We start from the raw sequence: 21932 nt of genomic DNA on the forward strand, positions 1-21932 counted from the left end.
TTTAGGCGCTGCCTTGCATGCGGGCAAGGGCAAGTTGTCGTTATGACAGGCTGCGGGAAAACCGTTCTACATTATCCGTCAGGGCTTGACTTTATGGGCGACCAAGCGCAAATCACGCCCGCAGCCGAATTTCTGCGGCAGCATTTTCAACCGGAGTTTTATTCTCTTATGCCAAGCGACAGTCACAGTCGATTGTTTCAGCCGTCAAGGCAGTTCGTGATCTGATCGCTCGCGGTCGGCTTGCACGGTCTGCCTTTGACGGCGGATCGACAGAAAGGCAAGCCCATGACCGACAACAACTTCTTCCCGGAAGTACTCAATGTTGCCGACCTCCCTGCTGCTGCCATCGCAAGCCGCATTGCGGACATGCGTACCGGCGACGCAGTGGAACTCGTTAACGAACTCGATGCCGATGATGCAGTCGCCGTCATCGCACAGCTTTCGCACGAAGATGCCATCCGTCTGCTCGACCAGCCGGAACTGCACCGTGCCACCGAAATCATCGCCATGCTTCCGCCCGGCCTTGCAAGCCTCCTGCTTGACGGCATGTCGGCGGACCGTGCAACCGACGTTTTTCAGGAACTGGAAGACGATGACCGCGCGGGCCTGTTTCCCATCCTCGCGCCTGAAACCAAGGTCGCACTGAAGAAACTGATGGGCTATCCGCCGAACACGGCGGGCTCGCTCATGACCATCGAATTCATCGCGGTGCCTTCCAACTGGAACGTCGGCCAGACACTGGATTATATCCGCAAGGTCGAGCGCACGCGCGAAACGGTTTATGCCATTTATGTGGTCGATCCGGCCAGTCGCGTCCTGTTGGGCGTGGTCAGCCTTCGCCGTCTCATCATCCGCCAGCCGGACGAGCCGATTCTGTCCATCGCGCGGGATGACGAGCCGATCACGATTTCGCCGCTGGCAAGCCGCGAGGAAGTCGCCAGGCTCTTTCGCAAGCATGACCTTTTGGCCGTTCCGGTGGTGGATGAGAGCCGCCATATCATCGGCATCGTGACCGTCGATGACGTGCTTGACGCCATGACCGAAGAGGCAAGCGAGGACGCTTACCGTTTCGGTGGCATGGAGGCGCTGGACAAGCCCTATATGCGCATCGGCTTCGGCGAGATGCTGAAGAAGCGCGCCGGCTGGCTCGGCATCCTGTTCCTAGGCGAAATGCTGACGGCAAGCGCCATGCAGCATTTCGAGGCGGAACTGGAAAAGGCGCTGGTGCTGACGCTCTTCATCCCGCTCATCATGTCTTCGGGCGGCAATTCCGGCTCGCAGGCAACGTCGCTGATCATCCGCGCGCTTGCCTTGCAGGAAATCAGGCTGAAGGACTGGTGGCGTGTCGCGCTGCGTGAAATCCCATCCGGCCTTGCGCTGGGCAGCTTTCTGGGCTGCATCGGCATTCTGCGCATCATCGCCTGGCAGACGCTCGGCATCTACGATTATGGCGAGCACTGGATGCTGGTGGCGCTCACCGTGGGCATGGCGCTGGTGGCCATCGTCACCTTCGGCTCGCTGACGGGCTCCATGCTGCCATTCATCCTGCAAAGGCTGGGTTTCGATCCGGCCAGCGCATCGGCGCCGTTCGTCGCCACACTGGTCGACGTGACGGGTCTCGTCATCTATTTCAGCGTGGCGATGGTCATTCTGTCCGGTACGCTTTTGTAAGGCCAGCCATGGGCGTAACAACGACATGCCCTAATGAGTACAAAAAACTGTCAAATTGACAGTGTAAAAACGCAATGAAATCCGGGTTTTTCGGGTTAATTGAGGGGCAGTTTCGTGCTGCCCCTTTCTAAAATGCAAAAAAACCTGTAAGAGCGCTGCATTGTTTTTCCGCGCGGGTCTGTTGGCGCGGCTCCCAACTCATATAGAAGTGATCTCCATATGGAATTGCGTAATATCGCTATTATCGCACACGTCGATCATGGCAAAACAACTCTGGTCGATGAACTCCTGAAGCAGTCCGGCTCGTTCCGCGACAACCAGCGCGTTGCAGAACGCATGATGGATTCCAACGACATCGAAAAGGAACGCGGGATCACCATTCTCGCCAAGGCCACTTCGGTTGTCTGGAAAAATACGCGCATCAACATCGTCGACACGCCGGGCCACGCCGATTTCGGCGGTGAGGTTGAGCGTATCCTCTCGATGGTGGACGGCGCTATCGTTCTCGTCGACGCTGCCGAAGGCCCGATGCCGCAGACGAAGTTCGTCGTCGGCAAGGCGCTGAAGGTTGGTCTGCGTCCGATCGTTGCGATCAACAAGATCGACCGTCCGGATGGCCGTCATGAGGAAGTCATCAACGAAGTGTTCGACCTCTTCGCCAATCTCGACGCGACCGACGAACAGCTCGACTTCCCGATCCTTTACGGTTCAGGCCGTAACGGCTGGATGGCGCTGAACCCGGAAGGTCCGCAGGACGAAGGCCTGGCTCCGCTGTTCGACCTCGTGCTGAAGCACGTTCCGGCACCAAAGGTTGCTGAAGGCCCGTTCCGCATGATCGGCACGATCCTGGAAGCCGATCCGTTCCTGGGCCGCATCATCACCGGCCGCATCCATTCCGGCTCGATCAAGCCGAACCAGGCCGTCAAGGTTCTCGGTCAGGATGGTTCGCTGCTCGAAAATGGCCGTATCTCGAAGATCCTCGCTTTCCGAGGCATCGAGCGCCAGGCCATTGACGAAGCCCATGCAGGCGACATCGTCGCTATCGCCGGTCTTTCCAAGGGTACGGTTGCCGACACGTTCTGCGACCCGTCCGTAAGCGAACCGCTCGCCGCACAGCCGATCGATCCGCCGACCGTGACCATGTCCTTCATCGTCAATGACAGCCCATATGCGGGCACGGAAGGCGACAAGGTAACGAGCCGCGTCATCCGCGACCGCCTGCTCAAGGAAGCTGAAGGCAATGTCGCGCTGAAGATCGAGGAATCGAACGAAAAGGATTCGTTCTTCGTTTCCGGCCGCGGTGAATTGCAGCTTGCAGTTCTGATCGAAAACATGCGCCGCGAGGGCTTCGAGCTTGGCGTTTCGCGTCCGCGCGTCGTCATGAAGGACGGCGAGAACGGCGAAAAGCTGGAGCCGGTGGAAGAAGTCGTCATCGACGTCGATGAAGAATATTCCGGCACGGTCGTGCAGAAGATGTCCGAACGCAAGGCCGAAATGGTCGAACTGCGTCCTTCGGGCGGCAATCGCGTTCGCATGGTGTTTTACGCTCCGACCCGTGGCCTTATCGGCTATCAGTCGGAACTCCTGACTGATACGCGCGGCACGGCGATCATGAACCGCCTGTTCCACGACTATCAGCCCTACAAGGGCGAAATCGCTGGCCGCAACAACGGCGTTCTGATCTCCAACGATCAGGGTGAAGCTGTTGCCTATGCGCTGTTCAACCTTGAAGATCGCGGCCCGATGATCATCGACGCTGGCGTCAAGGTCTATCAGGGCATGCTGATCGGCATTCACAGCCGCGACAACGATCTGGAAGTCAACGTGCTCAAGGGCAAGAAGCTCACCAACATCCGTGCCGCAGGCAAGGATGAAGCCGTGAAGCTCACCCCGCCGATCAAGATGACGCTGGAACGCGCCCTGTCGTGGATTCAGGACGACGAGCTGGTGGAAGTGACGCCGAAGTCCATCCGCCTGCGCAAGCTCTATCTTGACCCGAACGAGCGCAAGCGCTTTGAAAAGAGCAAGTCGAGCGCTGCATAAGCCCGACAGCATAAAGAAAACGGCGCCTTCGGGCGCCGTTTTTATTTGAAAATTATCTCGTCTAAACCGCGCTGCCGCACGGCATTGCCGCCCCTTGCCCTTCGAGACGCCCCCTGCGGCGGCTCCTCAGGATGAGGGGCTTGCGTAGCGGCCAATCTCAAGCACAGGTTCGTCGCCCTGTCGCCAAGCTCAGGGCTCAGGGCGCGCGTGGGGCTGACCTTAGGGGGCTGGTGTGCGTGCAGCGCTTACCGTTCCCCGCGACGATAGGGCTGCATCAGCGCCTGCGGAACACGAGCGCGCCGCGCCATGACGATGAGCGCCACGATCGACATGATGTAGGGGATCATCAGGAAGAGCTGGTAGGGCACGGCCTTGCCGTAGACTGTCTGCAATCGAAGCTGGAATGCATCGAACAGTGCGAACAAAAGCGCGCCGACAAGCGCGCGCGCCGGTTTCCACGAGGCGAAGACGACAAGCGCGATGCAGACCCAGCCGCGCCCCTGCATCATGGTCGGGAAGAACGAGTTGAAGGCGGAGAGCGTAAGAAATGCTCCGCCGACTGCCATGAGCGCGCTGCCGAACATGATCGTGAAAATACGCACACGGATCGGGTTGATACCCTGCGCTTCGGCTGCATGCGGGTTTTCGCCGGTCATGCGGATGGCAAGGCCGAGCGGCGTGCGGAAAAGCACGTAACCGAGCAGAAGCGCCAGCGGAATGGCGATCCAGGTCAGCGCCGTCTGCGTGCCAAGCACCTGTCCGATGAACGGGACTTCTGCAAGCCAGGCCGGATTGAGCGGCTGGAAAGGCGTGATGGACGGCGGTGTCGAGGACAGCGGGACCAGAAGCCGGAACAGGAAATAGCTGAGGCTCGATGCAAACAGCGTGATGCCGAGGCCCACCACATGCTGCGAGAGGCCGAGCGGCACGGTGAGGGCTGCATGAAGCAGGCCGAACAGTGCGCCGGAGGCTGCCGCAACCGCCACGCCGGTCCACAGGTCGGCGCCGTTGAACACGGTCAGCCAGCCGATCATTGCGCCGAAGGTCATGATGCCTTCAATGCCGAGATTGAGTACGCCCGCCCGTTCGCAATAAAGCGCGCCGAGCGTGCCGAAGATAAGCGGTGTTGCGATGCGCAGGACCGAGACCCACAGGCCGGCGGAGAGAAGAATATCCATCAGCTCGTTCATCGGGCGATCCTGTATTGTGTGAAAAACAGAGCGACCAGCATGGTCAGGAGCGACAGCGCGACGGTGACATCGGCGATGAAGCTCGGAATGCCGATGGCGCGGCTCATGCCGTCGGCGCCGACAAACATGGCGGCGGCAAAAAGTGCCGAGAAGATCGCGCCGATGGGGTTCAGATTGGCGAGCATGGCGACGATGATGCCGGAATAGCCGAAGCCCGGCGAAAGATCGGTCGTGACGTAGCCTTTCACGCCCATGACCTGTATCGCGCCTGCAAGCCCCGCAAGGCCACCGGAAATGCAGGCGACCTTCACCAGCGTCCTGGCCAGCGGGACGCCGGCAAAGCGCGCGGCGCGCGGATTGAGGCCCGCAGCCTTGGTTTCAAGGCCGAAGACGGTTCGCTTCTGCACATAGGCGATGATGAGCGCCAGGGCGATGGCTATCGCGATGCCGATGTGAAGCCGCATGCCGGACATGATTTTCGGCAGCACCGCCGCGTCCGGCACGGGCTCGGATTGCGGCCAACCAAAGGCGAGGGGGTCCTTCATCGGCCCTTCGATCATCATGGATACGATAAGCACCGCCACGAAGTTCAAGAGCAGCGTCGTCACAACCTCGTCGACACCGAAGCGCAGGCGCAGCCCGAGCGGGATGAGAAGAAAGATCATGCCTGCAATCGCACCGACGATCAGCAGAAGCGGAATGAGAATGGCGGCCGAAAGCTGCAACTGCGTGCCGCAGGCGACGACCGCCAGCGCACCCATGTAGAACTGGCCTTCGGCACCGATATTCCAGAGTTTGGAGCGGAAGGCGACGGCAGCGGCCAGTCCCGTCAGCATCAAGGGCGTTGCGCGGGTGAGCGTTTCGGTGATCGAAAGCTTGTTGCCGAAGGCACCGATGGCGATCTGGCGGAAGGATTCCAGAACCGGCGCACCGGCGGCGGCGATCAGCAGGCCGGAAAGCACGAAGGCGGCCAGAACCGCGATGACCGGTGCAGTTGCCACCAGTGCCACGGGCCGGGTTTCGCGTCGTTCGATACGCATCAGTTCAGCCCCTTCAATTGCTTGAGCATGATCTTATCTGAAAACCGCTTCACACTTTTCGGGATCATGCTTTGCCCCATTCACCTGCCATCATCAGGCCCAGTCGTTGCGCGTTTGCTTCCCCAGCATCGATCGGGGGCGAGAGCCGGCCTTTGACAATCGCTTGAACACGATCCGCCAAGCCAATGATTTCATCCAGATCTTCGGAGATGAGCAGCACCGCAGCACCCTTGGCGCGTGCTTCCAGAATGCGGGCGTGGATAGCCGCCACTGCGCCTTCGTCAAGGCCGCGCGTCGGCTGTGCCGCGATCAGGATACGCGGAGCGGTTTCCAGATTGCGGCCCAGAATGAGCTTTTGCATGTTGCCGCCGGAAAGCAGGCGGATGCGGCTGTCAGGCGTGCCGCCTCGCACATCGAAATCCTTGATGATACGATCGGTAAACTCGCGCGCTGCCGCGCGGTTGACCAGAAGAGCATTGGAGAATTGCCGGTCGCGCACGCGCTCCAGCACAGCATTCTCCCAAAGCGTCAGATCGCCGATTGCGCCTTCCGCATTGCGGTCTTCCGGAATGCGGCCAACACCTTGGGCCACGAACTGGCGGGGGTCGAATTTCGTCACCGTCTGCCCGAACATGACAAGTTCACCGCTTGCCGGCTGGCTGAGGCCGGAAACGAGACGTCCAAGCGCTGCCTGCCCATTGCCCGAAACACCGATGATCCCGAGCGTCTCACCGGCGCGAACGTGGAAATCGAGGTCTGAAAGACGGGTTGCGCCGTCCTCCACAACCGTTGCATTCCTCGCTTCCAGCAGGGTTTCGCCGGGCGTGGAAGCGGCGCGGGAAGGGCGCGAGACGCGGCGGCCGACCATCAGTTCGGCCAGTTCCTCCTTCGAGGTTTCGGAAGCCTTGCGCTCGGCCACAAGCTTGCCGCCGCGCAGGACGACCACGCGGTCGGCGGCGGACATGACTTCATGCAGCTTGTGAGAAATGAAGATCAGCGACAGGCCCTGCCGCGCCATCTCTTTCAGCGTCGCGAACAGGTTTTCGGCTTCCTGCGTGGTGAGAACCGCCGTCGGCTCATCCAGAATGAGGATATCGGCGTCGTTATAGAGCGCTTTCAGAATTTCGACGCGCTGTTGCTCGCCTACCGAAAGATCGCCAAGTCGCGCATCGGGATCGACCTGCAAGCCGAAGCGTTTCGCGATTGCGGCGATCTTGGTGCGTGCGGGGCCGTGCGCGGATTTGAGCTTCCAGAGGCTTTCCGTGCCGGTGATGATGTTTTCAAGCACGGTAAGATTGGGCGCGAGCGTGAAATGCTGGTGCACCATGCCCACCCCCGCCTCGATGGCGGCGCGCGGCTTACCTTGCGGGATTTCCTCGCCCTTGACGAACACACGGCCTTCATCCGGCACATAATGGCCGAACAGGATGTTCATCAGCGTGGTCTTGCCAGCGCCGTTTTCCCCGAGGAAAGCGAGAATTTCGCCGCGCCCGAGCTTCAGCGAAATATCGTCATTGGCGGTCAGGGGACCAAAGCGCTTTGTTATGTTGCGAAGTTCGAGGACGGTTGAAGACATGAAGCGGGCCTGAAAAGCGGGAGCCGGTTTTGCGGATTGTTATCCGAACCAGAAGGCGCGCCGGTGCTGGAACAGGTGTCAGGCACCGGCGCGAGGCGTGATTATTTCGGCTCTTCGGCGTTGAGCTTGAGCGTGAATGCGCCCGATTTGATCTCGTTGCGACGTGCTTCCATCTTCGCTTCGGCTTCAGCCGGTGCGACGCCCTTGACGTAGATGATGTCGTTGCCGCCTTCCTTCATCATGCTGAAAGGCGTGTAATCCTTGCCTGCGGGCTTTCCAGCCTTCACGTCTGCGATTGCAGCATTAAGGATCGGCCCGAAGTTCCAGATTGCATTGGCAAAAACCGTGTCGGGATAACGCGGCGTATAGTCGGTCAGCGAGCCGATGGCCTTGATGCCGCGCTCCTTGGCCGCGTCCGCCGTGCCGATGCGCTCGCCAAACAGGATGTCCGCGCCGGAATCGATGGCCGCAAGGCCTGCCTCGCGTGCTTTTGGCGGGTCGAAGAAGGTGCCCATGAAGGACGCGACGAACTTCGCGTCCGGACGCGTTTCGCGCACGCCGTCCTGAAAGGCGTTGATCAGCATGTTGATTTCCGGGATCGGCACTGCGCCGACGGAGCCGAAGATGCCGGACTTGCTCATCGCGCCCGCCAGCATTCCGGTGAGATAGCCTGCTTCGAAATTCCAGGTGCCGAAGACGCCGAAATTGTCGCCCTGCGGCTTGCCGGAAGAGCCCATGACGAAAGCCGCCTGCGGATAGTCGCCCGCAACCTGACGCGCTTCGCGTTCCACGGCATAGGATTCGCCCACGATCAGCTTGATGCCCTGTTCGGCATATTCGCGCATGGCGCGGGGATAGTCGCTCGCCGAAACACCTTCCGAGAAGACATATTCGATCACGCCTGCATCGTTGGCCTGTTTCAGGGCGTCATGCAGGCGCGAGTTCCAGGCATTTTCCACCGGCGAAGCGTGGATGCCTGCCACTTTCAGTTTTTCATCGGCGGCGAAGACCCGGCTGGTGATCGCCGTTGCGCCCAGTGCCGCCGACATTGCGAGAATATCGCGGCGGGTGAAGTTCGATGTCTTGATGATTTTGGTCATTTGGTCTGGGACCCCTCATGTGTGTTTTCGGCGCGCGGGTGCGCGCAGCCGGTTGCTTCGTTTTGACGTGCGGATTTGATGAGCAACGATTTCCATCATTGCCCAAACCGCCTTTAATTCAAGAAGATTCTAAAGCTGGCCGACTGGTGCGTAGTCAGCTCCGTCAACCGAAGACGGGCGGCCTTCGAGGTTGAGTGCGCTTACACGCTGCGGGGTTTCGGCGATGATCTTGCCGCGCTTCACGACCTTGAGGCGGTTCGCCTTGAGGCGCAGCGCTTCGATCGGATCGCGTGCCTGGAGAACCACGAAGTCGGCGTTGCAGCCCTTGGCGAGGCCATAACCTTCCAGGCCGAGCGCCTTGGCTGAGTTGACGGTCAGCGCGTCGAAAACCTGCCGCTTGCCCTCGATGGACGTCATCTGCGCGACATGGATCGCCATGTGGCCGACTTCCAGCATATCGCCGGAACCCATCGAGTACCACGGGTCCATGACGCAGTCGTGGCCGAAGGCGACGTTGATGCCGGCAGCCATCAGCTCCGGCACGCGGGTCATGCCGCGGCGTTTCGGATAGGTGTCGGCGCGTCCCTGCAGCGTGATGTTGATGAGCGGGTTCGGAATGGCGTTCATCTTCGCTTCCGCGATCAGCGGAATGAGCTTGGAGACGTAATAATTGTCCATGGAATGCATGGAGGTGAGATGCGAGCCGGAAACCCGGCCCTGCAGTCCGAAGCGCATGGTCTCAGCCGCCAGGGTTTCGACATGGCGGGACATCGGATCGTCGCTTTCGTCGCAATGGATATCGACCGGCAGGCCGCGTTCGGCGGCGATGCGGCAGAGCGCTTCCAGCGAGGCTGCGCCATCGGCCATCGTGCGCTCGAAATGCGGGATGCCGCCCACCACGTCGAGGCCCATGTCGAGCGAACGGTTGACGAGATCGACCGCGCCCGGCGAACGGTAATAACCGTCCTGCGGGAAGGCGACCAGTTGCAGGTCGATGTAAGGCTTCACCTTCTCGCGCACTTCGATCATCGCTTCAGCGGTGAGGAGGCGCGGGTCGCTGACATCGACATGGCTGCGGATCGCAAGCAGGCCCTGGCTGACGGCCAGATCGCAATAGCGCAGCGCGCGTTCGACCATGGCTTCCACGGTCAGCATCGGCTTCAATTCGCCCCAGAGCGCGATGCCTTCCAGAAGGGTGCCAGAACGATTGAGGCGCGGCAGGCCGAGCGACAGGGTCGCGTCCATGTGGAAATGCGGATCGACGAAAGGCGGGGTTACGAGCCGGTTTGTCGCATCGATTTCCTGAGCCGCCTGATGCTCTCCAGTGGAAGGCACGATATCGGCAATCTTGCCATCCTTGACCAGAATGTCCTGCCTCTCGCGACCGTCGGGGAGATTGGCGTTTCTCACGATCAAATCGAACATCGGCGGGACCTTTCATCTGGGTATGCAAGAACCGAGCCCAAAAAGAAGGGCTCATTTTTGAATTGCCTTATACCCTATAACCGGTGGGCGCAATGCCGGGAAATGCCAAAACCCAAGGAGTTTGGCTCAGCGAGTTTTGGGCAAGCGTGTGTGGCGATTGCGCATTTTCCGGGCGTGATGCGTCAGCATCCCGGCGCCGGATATAAAGCCGGCAGGGGTCGTCATCCTCAAAGGAAAATGTTAGGGCGCAAAGGATATTATTTTCGGGATTGCCATGTTCACGATCAGCCGCGTTGAAACCTTCAGTCAGGAGATCAGGAAAAGCCGGTTTCTGGCCATTGCCGCGCCTGTTGCGAACGAGCAGGCGGCGAAGGAGTTTTTGAGCGAGCATTCGGACCTTGCCGCCAACCACAATTGCTGGGCGTGGCGCATGGGGCAGAACTACCGGTTCAGCGATGACGGCGAGCCGAGCGGCACGGCGGGCAAGCCGATCCTGCAAGCCATTGACGGCCAGCAGCTCGACAATATCGTGGTGGTGGTGACCCGCTGGTTCGGCGGCATTCTGCTCGGCAGCGGCGGCTTGATGCGCGCCTATGGCGGCACGGCCGCGACCTGTCTGCGACAGGCCGAAAAGACCGAAGTCATTCCGCTGGTCGGCTTTCGTTTTGCCTGCGATTTTTCCGACCATGCGCTTTTGAAGGCGCGTCTCACCGCGGTCGAAAACCTCGCCATCACCGACGAAAACTTTACCGGAACGGGCGTCGAGCTTGCAGGCCTCATGCCCATTGCCGCGCAGAACGATCTTTCAAGGCTGGTGACCGACCTGACACGCGGAAAGACCGTCATCAAGTTTGATGATTAGCACCTAGAGCGGTTCCTGTTCTAACAGAATCGCCGGAACCGCTCTAACTATTTGTTTTGTCGCATTATCCAACGCAAAACCGTTTCACACTTTTGCTGGAAATGCTCTAGACCCGGCTCGTATATTGCTGCCGCTTGTTCTCATACATCAGCAGGTCGGCGCGTTTCGCGACGGTTTCCAGCTTTTCGCCGGGCATGCTGGTGGCCGTGCCGATGGAAAGATTGAGCTTCAACTGGGAATAATACTGGTTGTTGATATCGACCAGCCGCTGGATGTCCTCGACCATGGCTTCCGCACCGCGCTCGTCCACATAAGGCAGCACGACAGCAAATTCGTCGCCGCCGATGCGGGCTGCATGGCCGGGCTGCCTTACCGCTTCGTTCAGCACTTCGCCAAGGCGCCGCAACAAGCCATCGCCTGTCGCATGGCCCCATTGATCGTTGGCGGCCTTGAGGCCGTTGAGATCGATGATGATGATCGAGATCGGCGCATGGCCCTTGCGCTCGAGCCGGTTGAGTTCGTCGACATAGAAGGCGCGGTTGTGCAGCTTCGTCAGCACATCGTGCTTGCCGAGATATTCCAGATAGGCTTCCGCCTTTTTGCGGGCCGTAATGTCGGTGAGCGCGACCTGCACCAGCGACCAGTCCTGCTCATGCCCAGGCAGGACAGAGAATTGCAGCAGCACATGCCGCTCCGTGCCGTCGAGCGCATAATTGACCACTTCGCGGCGCTGGAACAGCACGCCGTTCCACAGGTCGATCAGTTGTTCGCGGAATGATGCCTCCATCTCGTCCTTGAAGATGTGCGGCAGGTTTTGCAGCAGCGTCTTCTTGTCCGGCGCGAGGAAGAGGGCGAGCGTTTCGGAGTTGATTTCCAGCACGCGGATCTCGCTCATGCACTGACGCACGAATTCTGGATGCACGTCGGTGAACACGCGGAAATCGACGATCCCGCGCTGGCGCACATCGTCCATCAAATGCTTGATGCGGCTGAAATCCTCGACCCAGAGCGAAACCGGCGAATGCTCGAAAAGCCCTTGCGCATGCTGCTTGTGACGGTCCTGTTCGCGGCGGGCATCCTCGCGGGCGGTGACGTCCTCGATGGCAAGCAGGACGCGCTCCCAGGTGTGTTCATAGCCGGGCAGCACGACGCCCTTGAGCTGGATATCAAGCCGCTTGCCCTTGAGCGTATAGTTGATGGTATCGCTGGAAAAGGCGTTGCCGCCCTCCCAGAGCTGCACCATCTCTTCGATATGCGGGTCCAGCATGTCGTCGCGGAACACGCGTTCAAGATTGGTCACCAGATGGTCGACGCTATCGGCCTCGAAGAGCGAAAGCGTCTTGCGATTGACCTTGAGAACGCGGATATGGCTGGTGCAGATGCGCAGCCGGGTCGTGTCCTCATGCAGGAAGGCCCTGAGGTCGGTAACGCCAAGCGCACGCCATTCCTCGAACTGCTCGCGCAGGCCGCTATAGTCCTCAAGCCACAGGGAGATTGGGGCGAGGTCAAAAATATTGGCGCTGTCGCTCAGGGCAGACTCGATATTCATGGATTCCGTTCCAACTTTTTGCCGAAACACGTGTCCAGATGGAAAGCCGTCTCACAATGTCCGGGATGCGTTGTCCGTCCCATCGGGAAAAGCCGCGATGGTTATTGGGAGGGCCTTATATTACGGTTATCTTGGATAGACTAGTGCGGCAAATCCGAATTTCGTACAACTTTGGAGCAGTGTTGCTAAGGAATTTCGGTTTCAAAGCCACCGCACTGGCGGCTTCCTGAGCTTAAAAAAGAACGGGCGGCCCACTGGACCGCCCGTCATAAAGCGTCAAACTCGATTATTCAGTTGCTGATCGGCAGCCGGTGACGGACGAGCGTCGTCCAGTAGGAGCAACCCCATGCGATCACATCATCGTTAAAGTCATATTTTGGATGATGCAGATTGGCGCTCTGGCCGTTGCCGATATTGATCATCGCGCCCGGCACTTCATTGAGCATGAAGGCGAAGTCCTCGCCGCCAAGCGTCGCCGGCATGTCGCGGGTGACGCGTTCCGCGCCGGCCACCGCTTCGGCGGCAATGGCTGCGAGTTCCGTTTCCTGCTCGTGATTGACCGTCACCGGATAATTGCGCTGGTAATCGAGCGTCGCCTTTGCGCCGAAAGCATCGGCAATGCCCTGCACGGCGCGGGTCAGCTTTTCCTCGATATGGTTGCGCACTTCCTCGCGCAACGTGCGGACAGTGCCGGTGAGGCGGATTTTCTGCGGAATGACGTTGAACGCATCGCCGCCCTGAATGGTGGTGATGGAAATCACCGCGGAATCCAGTGGGTCGATGGTGCGCGCCGTCAGCGTCTGGATCGCCTGAATAAGCGCCGCGGTCACCGGGATGGGGTCAATCGTCTGGTGCGGCGAAGCGGCATGGCCGCCAACACCCTCGATGCTGATGTCGAGAACATCGACCGATCCCATGATCGGGCCGGAATTGATGGTGAAATGGCCCACTGCGAGGTTCGGACGGTTATGCATGCCGTAGACTTCATTGACCGGCCAGCGCTTGAACAGGCCGTCATCGATCATCGCCTTTGCGCCCGCGCCGCCTTCTTCGGCAGGCTGGAAGATCACGATGACCGTGCCGTCGAAGGCGCGGCTTTGCGCCAGTTCGCGGGCAGCGCCCAGAAGCATGGTCGTGTGGCCGTCATGGCCGCAGGCATGCATCTTGCCCGGCACTTTCGACGACCATTCGGCGCCGGTTTCTTCGAGGATCGGCAGCGCATCCATGTCGGCGCGCAGGCCGATGGCACGGCCCGAGCGGTTCGACTGGCCGCGAATGACGCCGACGACGCCGGTGCGCCCGATGCCTGTCACCACCTCGTCGACGCCTGCGGCGCGCAGCGCTTCGGCCACCTTTTCGGCGGTACGGTTGACGTCATAGAGCAATTCCGGATTCTGGTGCAGGTCGCGGCGGAATGCGACCAGTTCCTCGATCTGGTTTGAAGTCCAGTTTTCAACCGGCATGTCAGGCTTCCCCGTCTTTCGTGTCGTTCTGTTCCAGGCGATAGCGGAAATCGCAGTGGCTGGCGCCCTTCATGATGGTCTGCGTGCGCTCCAGCTTCATGGCCGGGTTGTAGCCGATGCAGAAATCGCCATCGCGATTGCACGACAGCAGATGACCGATATGGCCAAGCCCCATGTCGCGATACATTTCCGAATAGCGGCAGCGCGTGACGTTGAAATCGAAATGATCTTCGCCCTGCGAAATTACATCGATTTCCAGCGCGTTTTCCTTCGTCCACAGCGGCTGGATATCGGCGAAATCCTGTATCGTCGGCGTGCGGCCCAGTTCATCGGCAAAGCTCTTGCCCTGTTCGATTGCCGAGCGGCTGACTGCCTCGCCGATTGCGGCTTGCGCTTCGTCCTCACCGGAACGCTCGCGAATGACTTCGTAGACGTTCTTGAGAACCAGCGCTTCGATGCGGCGACGTTCGAGAATTGACATTTGATTCATGGACCTGACCTTTCACATGAACATTGAAGAAGCGGATTACAGATTCGGTTCCGAGAGATCCTTGCGCCGAAGCCATGCGAGATAGAACGGCGCAATCTTCCGTGCGACCTTGTGAAAAGGCAACGGCGCCGGTTCCGAGACGGGAAGCGCAAGCTCCTGCACCGGCTCGCCATCCAGCGCGCGTGCAAACTCCCGGCCAAGCGATGTGCCAAGCGCCACGCCGCGACCGTTGCAGCCGATCCACGCCCAGCCATTGGGGCCGAGCTGATGGACACGCGGGAAACGATCCCACGTCATGCCGATATAGCCGCTCCACACATGGGTGATTTCCGGCTCGCCCAGCGCTGGAAAGGCTTCCGCCATGTTGCGCGCCGTCTTGCGCCTGACGCGCTCCGCCACGTTGAAATCGCCCATCACCACGCCACCGGTAATGAGCCGGTTGCGGGCATCGTAGCGGAAGAAGCGCAGGTCGCCGCGTGTATCGGAAACCGCCTGCCGTCCGGGCAAGATGGTTGCGCGCAGATTGTCGCTGACGGGCGCTGTCGCCATCTGCCACGAGAGAACCGGCACGATGGTGCGGGCAAGGCGCGGGGCCAGCCCCTCGCGCAACTCGCCGGTATAGGCGTTGGTGGCGAGCAGGAAGCCCTTGGCGCGCACGGTGGCGCTTGCGGTCTTCACCTCCCAGTGGTCGCCCGCTCGGGCATAGGAAATGACCGGGCTTTGCTCGTGGATGATTGCGCCGTGGCGCTCGGCGGCGGCTGCAAGCCCGCGAGCAAATGCCAGCGGATTGATATGACCGCCGGTAGGGTTGAACATGCCGCCATACCAGAAATCGCTGCCCAGCAGACGCGATGTCGCGGCGCGGTCAAGAAATTCTGCCGGGAAGCCGAAACGTTTCCATGCTTCCACGCGGGTTTGCGACAGCTTCACCCGGCCCGGCGAATGGGCAGGCTGGAACCAGCCGTTCTGTTCGGCTTCGGCATCGATATTCTCATCGCGCACGATGGAGAAAAGAATATCGGCGCTGTTGCCGATCAGTTTGGCAAAACGTTCGCCTGCGGCACCATAGCGTTTGGCGATTGCATCAGGTTCCGCCGAGGTCATGGTGGGGATCACCTGGCCATTATTGCGGCCCGATGCGCCCCAGCCGACGGCATTGCCTTCCAGCAGGATGACGCGCTTCCCGCGCTTTGCCAGATGGAGTGCAGCCGAAAGCCCCGTAAAACCGCCGCCGACAATCACTACATCGGCTTCCGCGTCCGTTGTCAGCGGCTTGGCCGGGGTCCGGGCCGGGGCGGTTGCAGCCCATATGGAGGGTGGAAATTCTACTTTTTGCATGGCTTCACGCATGTTCCAAACGAGGCGGTGTCCAGCCCTTGCCGGGAATGGAGGCAAGCAGGCGCTGTGTATATTCATGTTGCGGATTGGCGAAGACTTGCGCCGTTGGCCCGGCTTCGGCGATCTCGCCCTTCGACATGACGATGATGCGGTCGCAAAGCTGTGCTGCAACGCGCAGGTCGTGCGTTACGAAAAGCAGCGACAGGTTGAGCCTTTCGCGCAGGTCGGCCAGAAGACGCAGCACCTGTGCCTGCACCGAAACATCGAGCGCGGAGACGGGTTCGTCCGCGACGATGATGCGGGGTTCAAGCGCCAAAGCACGGGCGATGCCGATGCGCTGGCGCTGCCCGCCGGAAAACTCATGCGGGAAACGGTCGGCGGCAGCGGGCGAAAGCTCGACCAGTTCCAGCAATTCGCGGGCTTTCGCGTGTGCCTGTTCCTTCGGCACGCCATGGACGATCGGTCCCTGCGCGATGAGGTCCACGACACGGCGGCGCGGGTTGAGCGAGGCCATCGGGTCCTGAAAGACCATCTGGATATCCTTGCGCATGGCGCGGACTTCCCGCGGGCTGGCGCTCAGAAAATCCCTGCCATTCACATCGACCTTGCCGCTATCGGCTTCCAGCAGGCGGGTGACGATCCGCGAGACGGTCGTCTTGCCGGAGCCGCTTTCACCGACGACGCCCAGCGTTTCGCCCTGGCGCAGCTCGAACGAAAGGTCCTTGACGGCGGATACGGCGCTGCGTTTGCCGGTGAGCAAGCCGCCGCGCGCCTTGAAGGTCTTGCGCAGGGCGCTCGCCCTCAGAATGACCGGCTGTTCAAGAGACGGTTTGGCTGGCGGCGGAGTGAGCGCCGGAACAGACGCGATCAGCGCCCTGGTGTAAGGGTGCTGCGGGTGGTTCAGCACTTCGTTGGCCGGACCTTCCTCCACCAGTTCGCCAAGCCGCAGCACGGCCACGCGGTCGGCGATTTCCGCCACCACGCCGAAGTCGTGCGTGATGAACAGAATGCCGGTATTGTGCTCGCGTTGCAGGTCGCGGATCAGCTTGAGGATTTGCGCCTGCGTGGTCACATCGAGCGCGGTTGTCGGCTCGTCGGCGATGATGAGGCGCGGTTTCAGGATCAGCGCCATGGCGATCATGACACGCTGGCGCTGCCCGCCGGAAATCTGGTGCGGATAGGCGTTATAGGCGGATTCCGAGTCCGGAATCTTCACTTCTGCCAGCATGTCCAGCACGGCGGCGCGGCGCTCCTTGCGGCCGAGTTTCGTGTGCAGGCGCAGCACCTCATCGATCTGCCAGCCGACCGTCTTCTGGGGATTGAGCGCGGTCATCGGCTCCTGAAAGATCATGCCGATGCGGTTGCCGCGCAGCTTCTTCATATCCGCTTCGCTGAGCGAATAAAGATCGGTGCCTTCGAGCCTGATCGTGCCACGGGTCACGCGCACATGCGGTTCCGGCAGGAGGCGCATGATCGCACCCGCCGAAAGCGATTTGCCGGAGCCGCTTTCGCCGACGAGGCAGACGATCTCGCCGGGATTGATGGTTAGCGACAGGTCCTGCAAGGCAAAAGGCCGGTCGGAGCCTTTCGGCAGCGCGATTTGCAGGTTTGTGATTTCAAGAACAGGTGCGGCGGTCATTATTTCTTCTGCCTCGGATTAAGCGCGTCGTTGAGGCCCTCGCCGAGCAGGCTGAAGGACAGGACGGTAAGCAGAATGGCGATGCCGGGAATGACCGAGCAGAACCAGTCGGTGCGCAGCACGGCGCGACCCTGACCGATCATGTTGCCCCAGCTTGCATAGTTCGGGTCGCCGAGACCAAGAAAGGCGAGAGCGCTTTCCATGAGGATGGAGGTTGCCATCACCACGGATGCGAAGACGATCACCGGCGGCAGGGCATTCGGCAGGATTTCGCGGAAGATGATCGAGACATTGCCGACGCCCAGATTGCGCGCGGCGTCGATGAATTCGCGCTTGCGCAGCGCCAGAAATTCGGCGCGCACCATGCGGGCAGGCGCGGTCCATGAAACAATGCCGATGCAGATGATGATGTTCTCGATGGACGAGCCGAAGATCGCCACCAGTGTCAAAAGCAGCACGAAGCTCGGCACGGTCTGGAAGGCTTCGGTGATGCGCATCAGAACGTCATCCACCCAGCCGCCGTAATATCCGGCAAGCGCGCCGATGATGATGCCGATCACGATGGAAATCAGGGTAGCCACCACGCCGATCAGCAGCGAGATGCGCGCGCCATGGAAGATGCCCGCCATGATATCGCGGCCAAGCTGGTCGGTGCCGAGCGGCGTTGCCGCGTTGAGGAACGGCCAGACGAGCGGATCGCCAGCGCGCCGCAGCGGATCGCCGGGCGCAATGATATCCGCCAGCAGTGCGATCAGGACCACGGCGATGAAGAGGACAAGGCCAAGCACGGCGGCGCGGTTGCGGCTGAAACGCTGCCACAGAATTTTCGTGCGGGAGACCTGCGGGCGAGTGAGGGAGAGGTCCTGGGAAGTCATGACAGTTCGATCCTGGAATCAAGCCGCGCATAGATGAGATCGGTGATGAAATTCACGATCACCACCAGCACCGAGCACAGGAAGATGATGCCCATCAGCGTGTTGAGGTCGCGCTTGATCACGGAGGTGTAGGCAAGCTGGCCGAGGCCGGGCAGCGAGAAGATCGTCTCGATCACGACCGAGCCGCCAAGCACGGTGGAAAATTGCAGGCCGAGCAGCGTGACGACAGGCAGGAATGCGTTGCGCATGATGTGATGAAACATCAGCCTTGCGCCGCTGGCGCCCTTGGCGCGCGCTGTGCGCACATAGTCGAGGTCGGCCACTTCCAGCACGCTGGTGCGCATCAGGCGCATGTAGAAGGCAAGATAGATGAGCGAAAGCGCCGTCGTCGGCATGACGAGGTGGACGGCAATATCCCAGACATTCTTCCAGCCGGTATAGAACCCGCCCAGCGTCTTGTAGCCGCCGACTGGCAGCCAGCCGAGCTTGACGGAAAAGATGAACATCAGGATGAGGCTGAGGAAGAAGCTTGGCATGGCATAGAAGACCAGGCCTAGCGTGGAGATCGCATTGTCGGTGAGCGAATAAGCCTTGCGAGCGGCGAAAGCGCCGAGCGCAATGCCGAAAATGAAAGCCACCGAAAGCGAGGAAACCATCAGCAGGAGTGTCGGCACGAGGCGAGCCATCAGCACGTCCAGCACCGGCTGTTCGTAGACATAGGACCACCCGAAATCGAATTGCGCCAGCTTGGTCATGTAGATCCAGAGCTGCGTCCAGACCGGCTGGTCGAGGCCATATTCGGTGCGCAGATTGGCGACGAATTGCGGGTCAGCGCCGCCCATGTCGCCGACAAGCGCGTCCACCGTGTCGCCGGGGGCAAGCTTGATCAGCAGGAATGACCCGATCATGATGAGGAGAATGACGGGGATCGCCTGCAAGATACGTCGCAGCGCAAAGGTCAGGATCGGGGGCAGGGGCATTGCGGATTATCCTGCAAGATATTCATTTCGGCATTGATTTAAGAGAGAAGCCGCTGCCGGATGACCGGCAGCGACAGCTTTTGGCTTATTGGTCGATCCACAGGTCGTACCAGCTGGAAGAATCCCAGCGCGGCGTGTTGTGGTGGTTCTTCAACACCTTGTTGGTCACGCCGACGAACGGATGTTCGATGGCGAAGATGACCGGAAGGTCCTTCATCTCAAGCTGCTGGATCTGATGATAGAGATCGGCGCGCTTGGCCGGATCGAGTTCCGACGCGGCCTTGTCGATCAGGCTGTCCATTTCGTCGGACTGGTAGCCGAACTGGTTGGACCATGCCGTGCCGACCGGAGCGCCGGAGCGCAGCCACACAGTGGTGGAAACCGCCGGGTCCGAGCGGAACTGGTGCCAGCCATTGGCGGTGTCGAAGTCATGATCGCGATAGACGCCGTTCAGGAAGCCCGGTGCATCATTGGTGAGGATTTCGACATCGATGCCGACTTCCTTCATCGCCTGAGCGTAATATTCAGCCCAGAGCTGCGTATATTCACCCCATGGGGCCGGGCGATGGCGCAGCTTGAAGCGGATGCCGTTTTCCTTGACGGGATATCCGGCTTCATCAAGCAGTTTCTTCGCCTTTTCCACATCGTACGGGTAAGTCTGAACCTGATCCGTGTAGTTGGCGCCGCCGGTGCTCGGGATCGGCCCACGACCCGGCTTGGCATAGCCGCGCATGATCGTCTTGATCGCGAAATCGATATCGAGCGCGTGGTAGATCGCCTGACGAACCTTCAGATTGGCAAGGATCGGATTGCGCAGGTTGAACTCGATGGTCGAGTGGGCGACGTTGTTTTCAAAACCCTTGGTGCCGGTATCGAAGCGGCCATCCTTCTGGAGGCGCTCGGTATCCGACATGGAAATGCCGTTGAAGGCGGTTTCCATCATTTCACCGGCTTCGAGCGCCGCCGCAGCCGCTGCCTTGTCCGGCATGAAGCGCCAGATGATGCGGTCGAGGTAAGGATATTCCTTGCCGCGCCAGTAATCTTCGTTGCGCTCGGCAATGATGTGCTGGCCGCGTTCATATTCGACGAACTTGAACGGCCCCGTGCCGACCGGCGCGGCGTTGTACTTGTTCTTCAGAACATCCGTGCCTTCATAAAGATGCTTCGGCACGGGGTGGCCGAGATCTGGCATGGCCGCGACCAGAAGGTCGAGCGGCATCGGCTTGGAATAGCGGAACACCGCCGTGTGCGGATCGGTGCAATCCACGGCTTCGAGATTGGCCTGAAGCGTCGTCGAATAGTTGAGCAGCTTCTTCCAGAGGTTCATCGCGCTGTACGAAACGTCATCGCAGGTGAAGGGCTGGCCGTCATGCCAGCGCACATTCTCGCGCAGCTTGAAGGTGATGGCCTTGCCGTCTTCCGAGGACGACCAGCTTGTGGCCAGAACCGGCACATAACCCTCATAGGTGCGGTCGATCAGCGGCTCCATGATGCGGCCGGTGATCTGATAGACGCCGGTGGAAGCGCGCAGCGCAGGGTTGAGCACACCCTGTTCGGTGTTCATATGGACGATGACAGTGCCGCCGCGCTTGACTTCTTCGGCGTGCGAAGACACCGCCGCAAGCGAAAACGCCGCAACAAACAGGCCAAGGCCAGCTTTTCTGATATGCATTCTCTGTTCCCCTGAAGGACGTTGAGGGAGGGCTTTCCAGCCTCTTTTCCCGCACGTCCCAATATTGTGCAAGCCCCTGAAATTGCAACGAAATGCCGCTTCAGAGGGTCGTTATTGTATGCAAGCATTGATATGCTAGATTCCGTGGCGATATTGTCAAGATAAACTAATATGCGTCGCAAAATTGGTAAAAATTCTCGGCCAGCCTGCGTTATTAAATGTCGATTTTTTACGACGGAGTTTGTTGATGAGCCAAAATTCTCCCGAGCTGAACGCCAATTCGGGCAAAATCGTACCCGGTACGGTCTGGATTACCGGGGCCGGGTCGGGCATCGGCGCTGCCATGGCGCGGCGCTTCGCTCGTGAGGGCTGGCGGGTGGCGCTTACGGGCCGCAAGGCGGATGCGCTGGCAGCAATTGCCGGGGAAATTGCTTCCAATGGCGGCGAGGCGCGGATTTTTCCGGCGGATGTTCTCGACCGGGAGGCAATTGCTGCTACTGCCGGAGCTATCGTCGAATGGGCGGGCCGTCTGGACGTGCTCTGCAACAATGCCGGTCTCAATATTCCGCGCCGCAGCTGGGCGGATATCGATTTCGATTCCTGGGACGATGTCATCGATATCAACATCAAGGGGGCGATCAACGTGATTGCTGCCGCCCTGACGCCCATGCGCGCGCAAGGCGGCGGGTTGATGATCCACACTTCGTCATGGGCAGGGCGGTTTTCGTCGCCCGGCGGCGGCGTTCCCTATGGTGCGTCCAAACATGCGCTCAACGATCTGAGCGCCAGCCTCAATGCGCAGGAAGGGCAGAACGGTATCCGGTCGACCGTGCTTTGCCCCGGCGAGGTGGCGACGCCGCTTCTGGCGCGCCGTCCGGGTTTCGATCTTTCCCGCATGGATGAGGTCATCCAGCCCGAGGATATGGCTGAAACGGCACTCTATGTTGCCAATATGAATCCCAAGGTTACGATCCACGAGATCGTTCTGGCTCCGACCAAGAAGTAAAAGGAAGTTTTGC

The 21932-nt window shown here is 60.2% G+C and carries 17 protein-coding genes; 4 read left to right on the forward strand and 13 right to left on the reverse strand.

Annotated elements, in window-relative coordinates:
* Positions 1–285 precede the first annotated feature (285 nt).
* Together mgtE and typA are read left to right on the forward strand one after the other, a co-directional pair.
* Positions 286–1671 (forward strand): magnesium transporter, encoded by a 1386-nt coding sequence (gene mgtE / locus OINT_RS14305; RefSeq protein ID WP_006472231.1) that lies wholly within the window; start codon positions 286–288, stop codon positions 1669–1671.
* A 219-nt stretch (positions 1672–1890) separates the two neighbouring features.
* On the forward strand, positions 1891–3714 hold the full coding sequence (typA, locus tag OINT_RS14310; RefSeq protein WP_006468571.1) for a translational GTPase TypA: 1824 nt from the start codon (positions 1891–1893) through the stop codon (positions 3712–3714).
* Between the two features lie 245 nt (positions 3715–3959).
* On the opposite strand, the gene OINT_RS14315 is transcribed toward typA, so the two are convergent.
* The 5 genes from OINT_RS14315 to OINT_RS14335 all read right to left on the reverse strand — a co-directional run bounded on the left by OINT_RS14315 (position 3960) and on the right by OINT_RS14335 (position 10045).
* Complete coding sequence (locus OINT_RS14315) at positions 3960–4904, reverse strand: ABC transporter permease (protein ID WP_006468572.1); 945 nt, start codon at positions 4902–4904, stop codon at positions 3960–3962.
* Positions 4901–5944: an ABC transporter permease gene (locus tag OINT_RS14320; RefSeq protein ID WP_006468573.1), complete on the reverse strand. Its 1044-nt coding sequence runs from the start codon at positions 5942–5944 to the stop codon at positions 4901–4903. The genes OINT_RS14315 and OINT_RS14320 overlap by 4 nt, the downstream gene beginning before the upstream one ends.
* Positions 5945–6008: 64 nt before the next feature.
* Complete coding sequence (locus OINT_RS14325) at positions 6009–7520, reverse strand: ABC transporter ATP-binding protein (protein WP_006468574.1); 1512 nt, start codon at positions 7518–7520, stop codon at positions 6009–6011.
* A gap of 101 nt (positions 7521–7621) precedes the next feature.
* The gene (locus tag OINT_RS14330) at positions 7622–8620 is read right to left on the reverse strand and encodes a BMP family protein (RefSeq protein ID WP_006468575.1); all 999 of its coding nucleotides are present in this window, start codon (positions 8618–8620) and stop codon (positions 7622–7624) included.
* Positions 8621–8749: 129 nt separating this feature from the next.
* Entirely contained in the window at positions 8750–10045 is a 1296-nt protein-coding gene (locus OINT_RS14335) for an amidohydrolase family protein (RefSeq protein WP_006468576.1), read from the reverse strand.
* A 274-nt stretch (positions 10046–10319) separates the two neighbouring features.
* Between OINT_RS14335 and OINT_RS14340 the strand changes: the two genes are divergently transcribed.
* A complete protein-coding gene (locus tag OINT_RS14340; protein WP_006468577.1) occupies positions 10320–10907 on the forward strand; it encodes an IMPACT family protein in 588 nt (195 codons plus the stop codon).
* A 106-nt stretch (positions 10908–11013) separates the two neighbouring features.
* Here OINT_RS14340 and OINT_RS14345 read toward each other — a convergent pair whose 3' ends face one another.
* The 8 genes from OINT_RS14345 to OINT_RS14380 all read right to left on the reverse strand — a co-directional run bounded on the left by OINT_RS14345 (position 11014) and on the right by OINT_RS14380 (position 20913).
* The gene (locus OINT_RS14345; protein ID WP_006472232.1) at positions 11014–12456 is read right to left on the reverse strand and encodes a sensor domain-containing diguanylate cyclase; all 1443 of its coding nucleotides are present in this window, start codon (positions 12454–12456) and stop codon (positions 11014–11016) included.
* 290 nt (positions 12457–12746) lie between these two features.
* A complete protein-coding gene (locus OINT_RS14350) occupies positions 12747–13919 on the reverse strand; it encodes a M20 aminoacylase family protein (RefSeq protein WP_006468579.1) in 1173 nt (390 codons plus the stop codon).
* Position 13920: 1 nt separating this feature from the next.
* Entirely contained in the window at positions 13921–14409 is a 489-nt protein-coding gene (locus OINT_RS14355) for an L-2-amino-thiazoline-4-carboxylic acid hydrolase (protein ID WP_006468580.1), read from the reverse strand.
* Between the two features lie 36 nt (positions 14410–14445).
* Positions 14446–15747: an NAD(P)/FAD-dependent oxidoreductase gene (locus tag OINT_RS14360; RefSeq protein ID WP_006472233.1), complete on the reverse strand. Its 1302-nt coding sequence runs from the start codon at positions 15745–15747 to the stop codon at positions 14446–14448.
* A 4-nt stretch (positions 15748–15751) separates the two neighbouring features.
* Positions 15752–17386 (reverse strand): ABC transporter ATP-binding protein, encoded by a 1635-nt coding sequence (locus OINT_RS14365; protein ID WP_006468581.1) that lies wholly within the window; start codon positions 17384–17386, stop codon positions 15752–15754.
* Positions 17386–18261, reverse strand: a complete 876-nt coding sequence (locus OINT_RS14370; RefSeq protein ID WP_006468582.1) for an ABC transporter permease — start codon at positions 18259–18261, stop codon at positions 17386–17388. Before OINT_RS14370 ends, OINT_RS14365 begins: the two co-directional genes overlap by 1 nt.
* Positions 18258–19241 (reverse strand): ABC transporter permease, encoded by a 984-nt coding sequence (locus tag OINT_RS14375; protein ID WP_006468583.1) that lies wholly within the window; start codon positions 19239–19241, stop codon positions 18258–18260. The genes OINT_RS14370 and OINT_RS14375 overlap by 4 nt, the downstream gene beginning before the upstream one ends.
* A gap of 85 nt (positions 19242–19326) precedes the next feature.
* Positions 19327–20913 (reverse strand): ABC transporter substrate-binding protein, encoded by a 1587-nt coding sequence (locus OINT_RS14380; protein ID WP_006472234.1) that lies wholly within the window; start codon positions 20911–20913, stop codon positions 19327–19329.
* A 247-nt stretch (positions 20914–21160) separates the two neighbouring features.
* On the opposite strand from OINT_RS14380, the gene OINT_RS14385 reads away from it, so the two are divergent.
* Entirely contained in the window at positions 21161–21919 is a 759-nt protein-coding gene (locus tag OINT_RS14385; RefSeq protein WP_050791022.1) for an SDR family oxidoreductase, read from the forward strand.
* Positions 21920–21932: the final 13 nt, after the last annotated feature.

Origin of the sequence: Brucella intermedia LMG 3301, from assembly GCF_000182645.1 — a bacterium.
GTDB classification, from domain to species: domain Bacteria; phylum Pseudomonadota; class Alphaproteobacteria; order Rhizobiales; family Rhizobiaceae; genus Brucella; species Brucella intermedia.

What these genes read in the sequence shown, in the direction of transcription:
- mgtE (WP_006472231.1), top strand. Translation starts at nt 286, where the DNA reads ATGACCGACAACAACTTCTTCCCGGAAGTACTCAATGTTGCCGACCTC.
- typA (WP_006468571.1), top strand. Translation starts at nt 1,891, where the DNA reads ATGGAATTGCGTAATATCGCTATTATCGCACACGTCGATCATGGCAAA.
- OINT_RS14315 (WP_006468572.1), bottom strand. Translation starts at nt 4,904, where the DNA reads ATGAACGAGCTGATGGATATTCTTCTCTCCGCCGGCCTGTGGGTCTCG.
- OINT_RS14320 (WP_006468573.1), bottom strand. Translation starts at nt 5,944, where the DNA reads ATGCGTATCGAACGACGCGAAACCCGGCCCGTGGCACTGGTGGCAACT.
- OINT_RS14325 (WP_006468574.1), bottom strand. Translation starts at nt 7,520, where the DNA reads ATGTCTTCAACCGTCCTCGAACTTCGCAACATAACAAAGCGCTTTGGT.
- OINT_RS14330 (WP_006468575.1), bottom strand. Translation starts at nt 8,620, where the DNA reads ATGACCAAAATCATCAAGACATCGAACTTCACCCGCCGCGATATTCTC.
- OINT_RS14335 (WP_006468576.1), bottom strand. Translation starts at nt 10,045, where the DNA reads ATGTTCGATTTGATCGTGAGAAACGCCAATCTCCCCGACGGTCGCGAG.
- OINT_RS14340 (WP_006468577.1), top strand. Translation starts at nt 10,320, where the DNA reads ATGTTCACGATCAGCCGCGTTGAAACCTTCAGTCAGGAGATCAGGAAA.
- OINT_RS14345 (WP_006472232.1), bottom strand. Translation starts at nt 12,456, where the DNA reads ATGAATATCGAGTCTGCCCTGAGCGACAGCGCCAATATTTTTGACCTC.
- OINT_RS14350 (WP_006468579.1), bottom strand. Translation starts at nt 13,919, where the DNA reads ATGCCGGTTGAAAACTGGACTTCAAACCAGATCGAGGAACTGGTCGCA.
- OINT_RS14355 (WP_006468580.1), bottom strand. Translation starts at nt 14,409, where the DNA reads ATGAATCAAATGTCAATTCTCGAACGTCGCCGCATCGAAGCGCTGGTT.
- OINT_RS14360 (WP_006472233.1), bottom strand. Translation starts at nt 15,747, where the DNA reads ATGCAAAAAGTAGAATTTCCACCCTCCATATGGGCTGCAACCGCCCCG.
- OINT_RS14365 (WP_006468581.1), bottom strand. Translation starts at nt 17,386, where the DNA reads ATGACCGCCGCACCTGTTCTTGAAATCACAAACCTGCAAATCGCGCTG.
- OINT_RS14370 (WP_006468582.1), bottom strand. Translation starts at nt 18,261, where the DNA reads ATGACTTCCCAGGACCTCTCCCTCACTCGCCCGCAGGTCTCCCGCACG.
- OINT_RS14375 (WP_006468583.1), bottom strand. Translation starts at nt 19,241, where the DNA reads ATGCCCCTGCCCCCGATCCTGACCTTTGCGCTGCGACGTATCTTGCAG.
- OINT_RS14380 (WP_006472234.1), bottom strand. Translation starts at nt 20,913, where the DNA reads ATGCATATCAGAAAAGCTGGCCTTGGCCTGTTTGTTGCGGCGTTTTCG.
- OINT_RS14385 (WP_050791022.1), top strand. Translation starts at nt 21,161, where the DNA reads ATGAGCCAAAATTCTCCCGAGCTGAACGCCAATTCGGGCAAAATCGTA.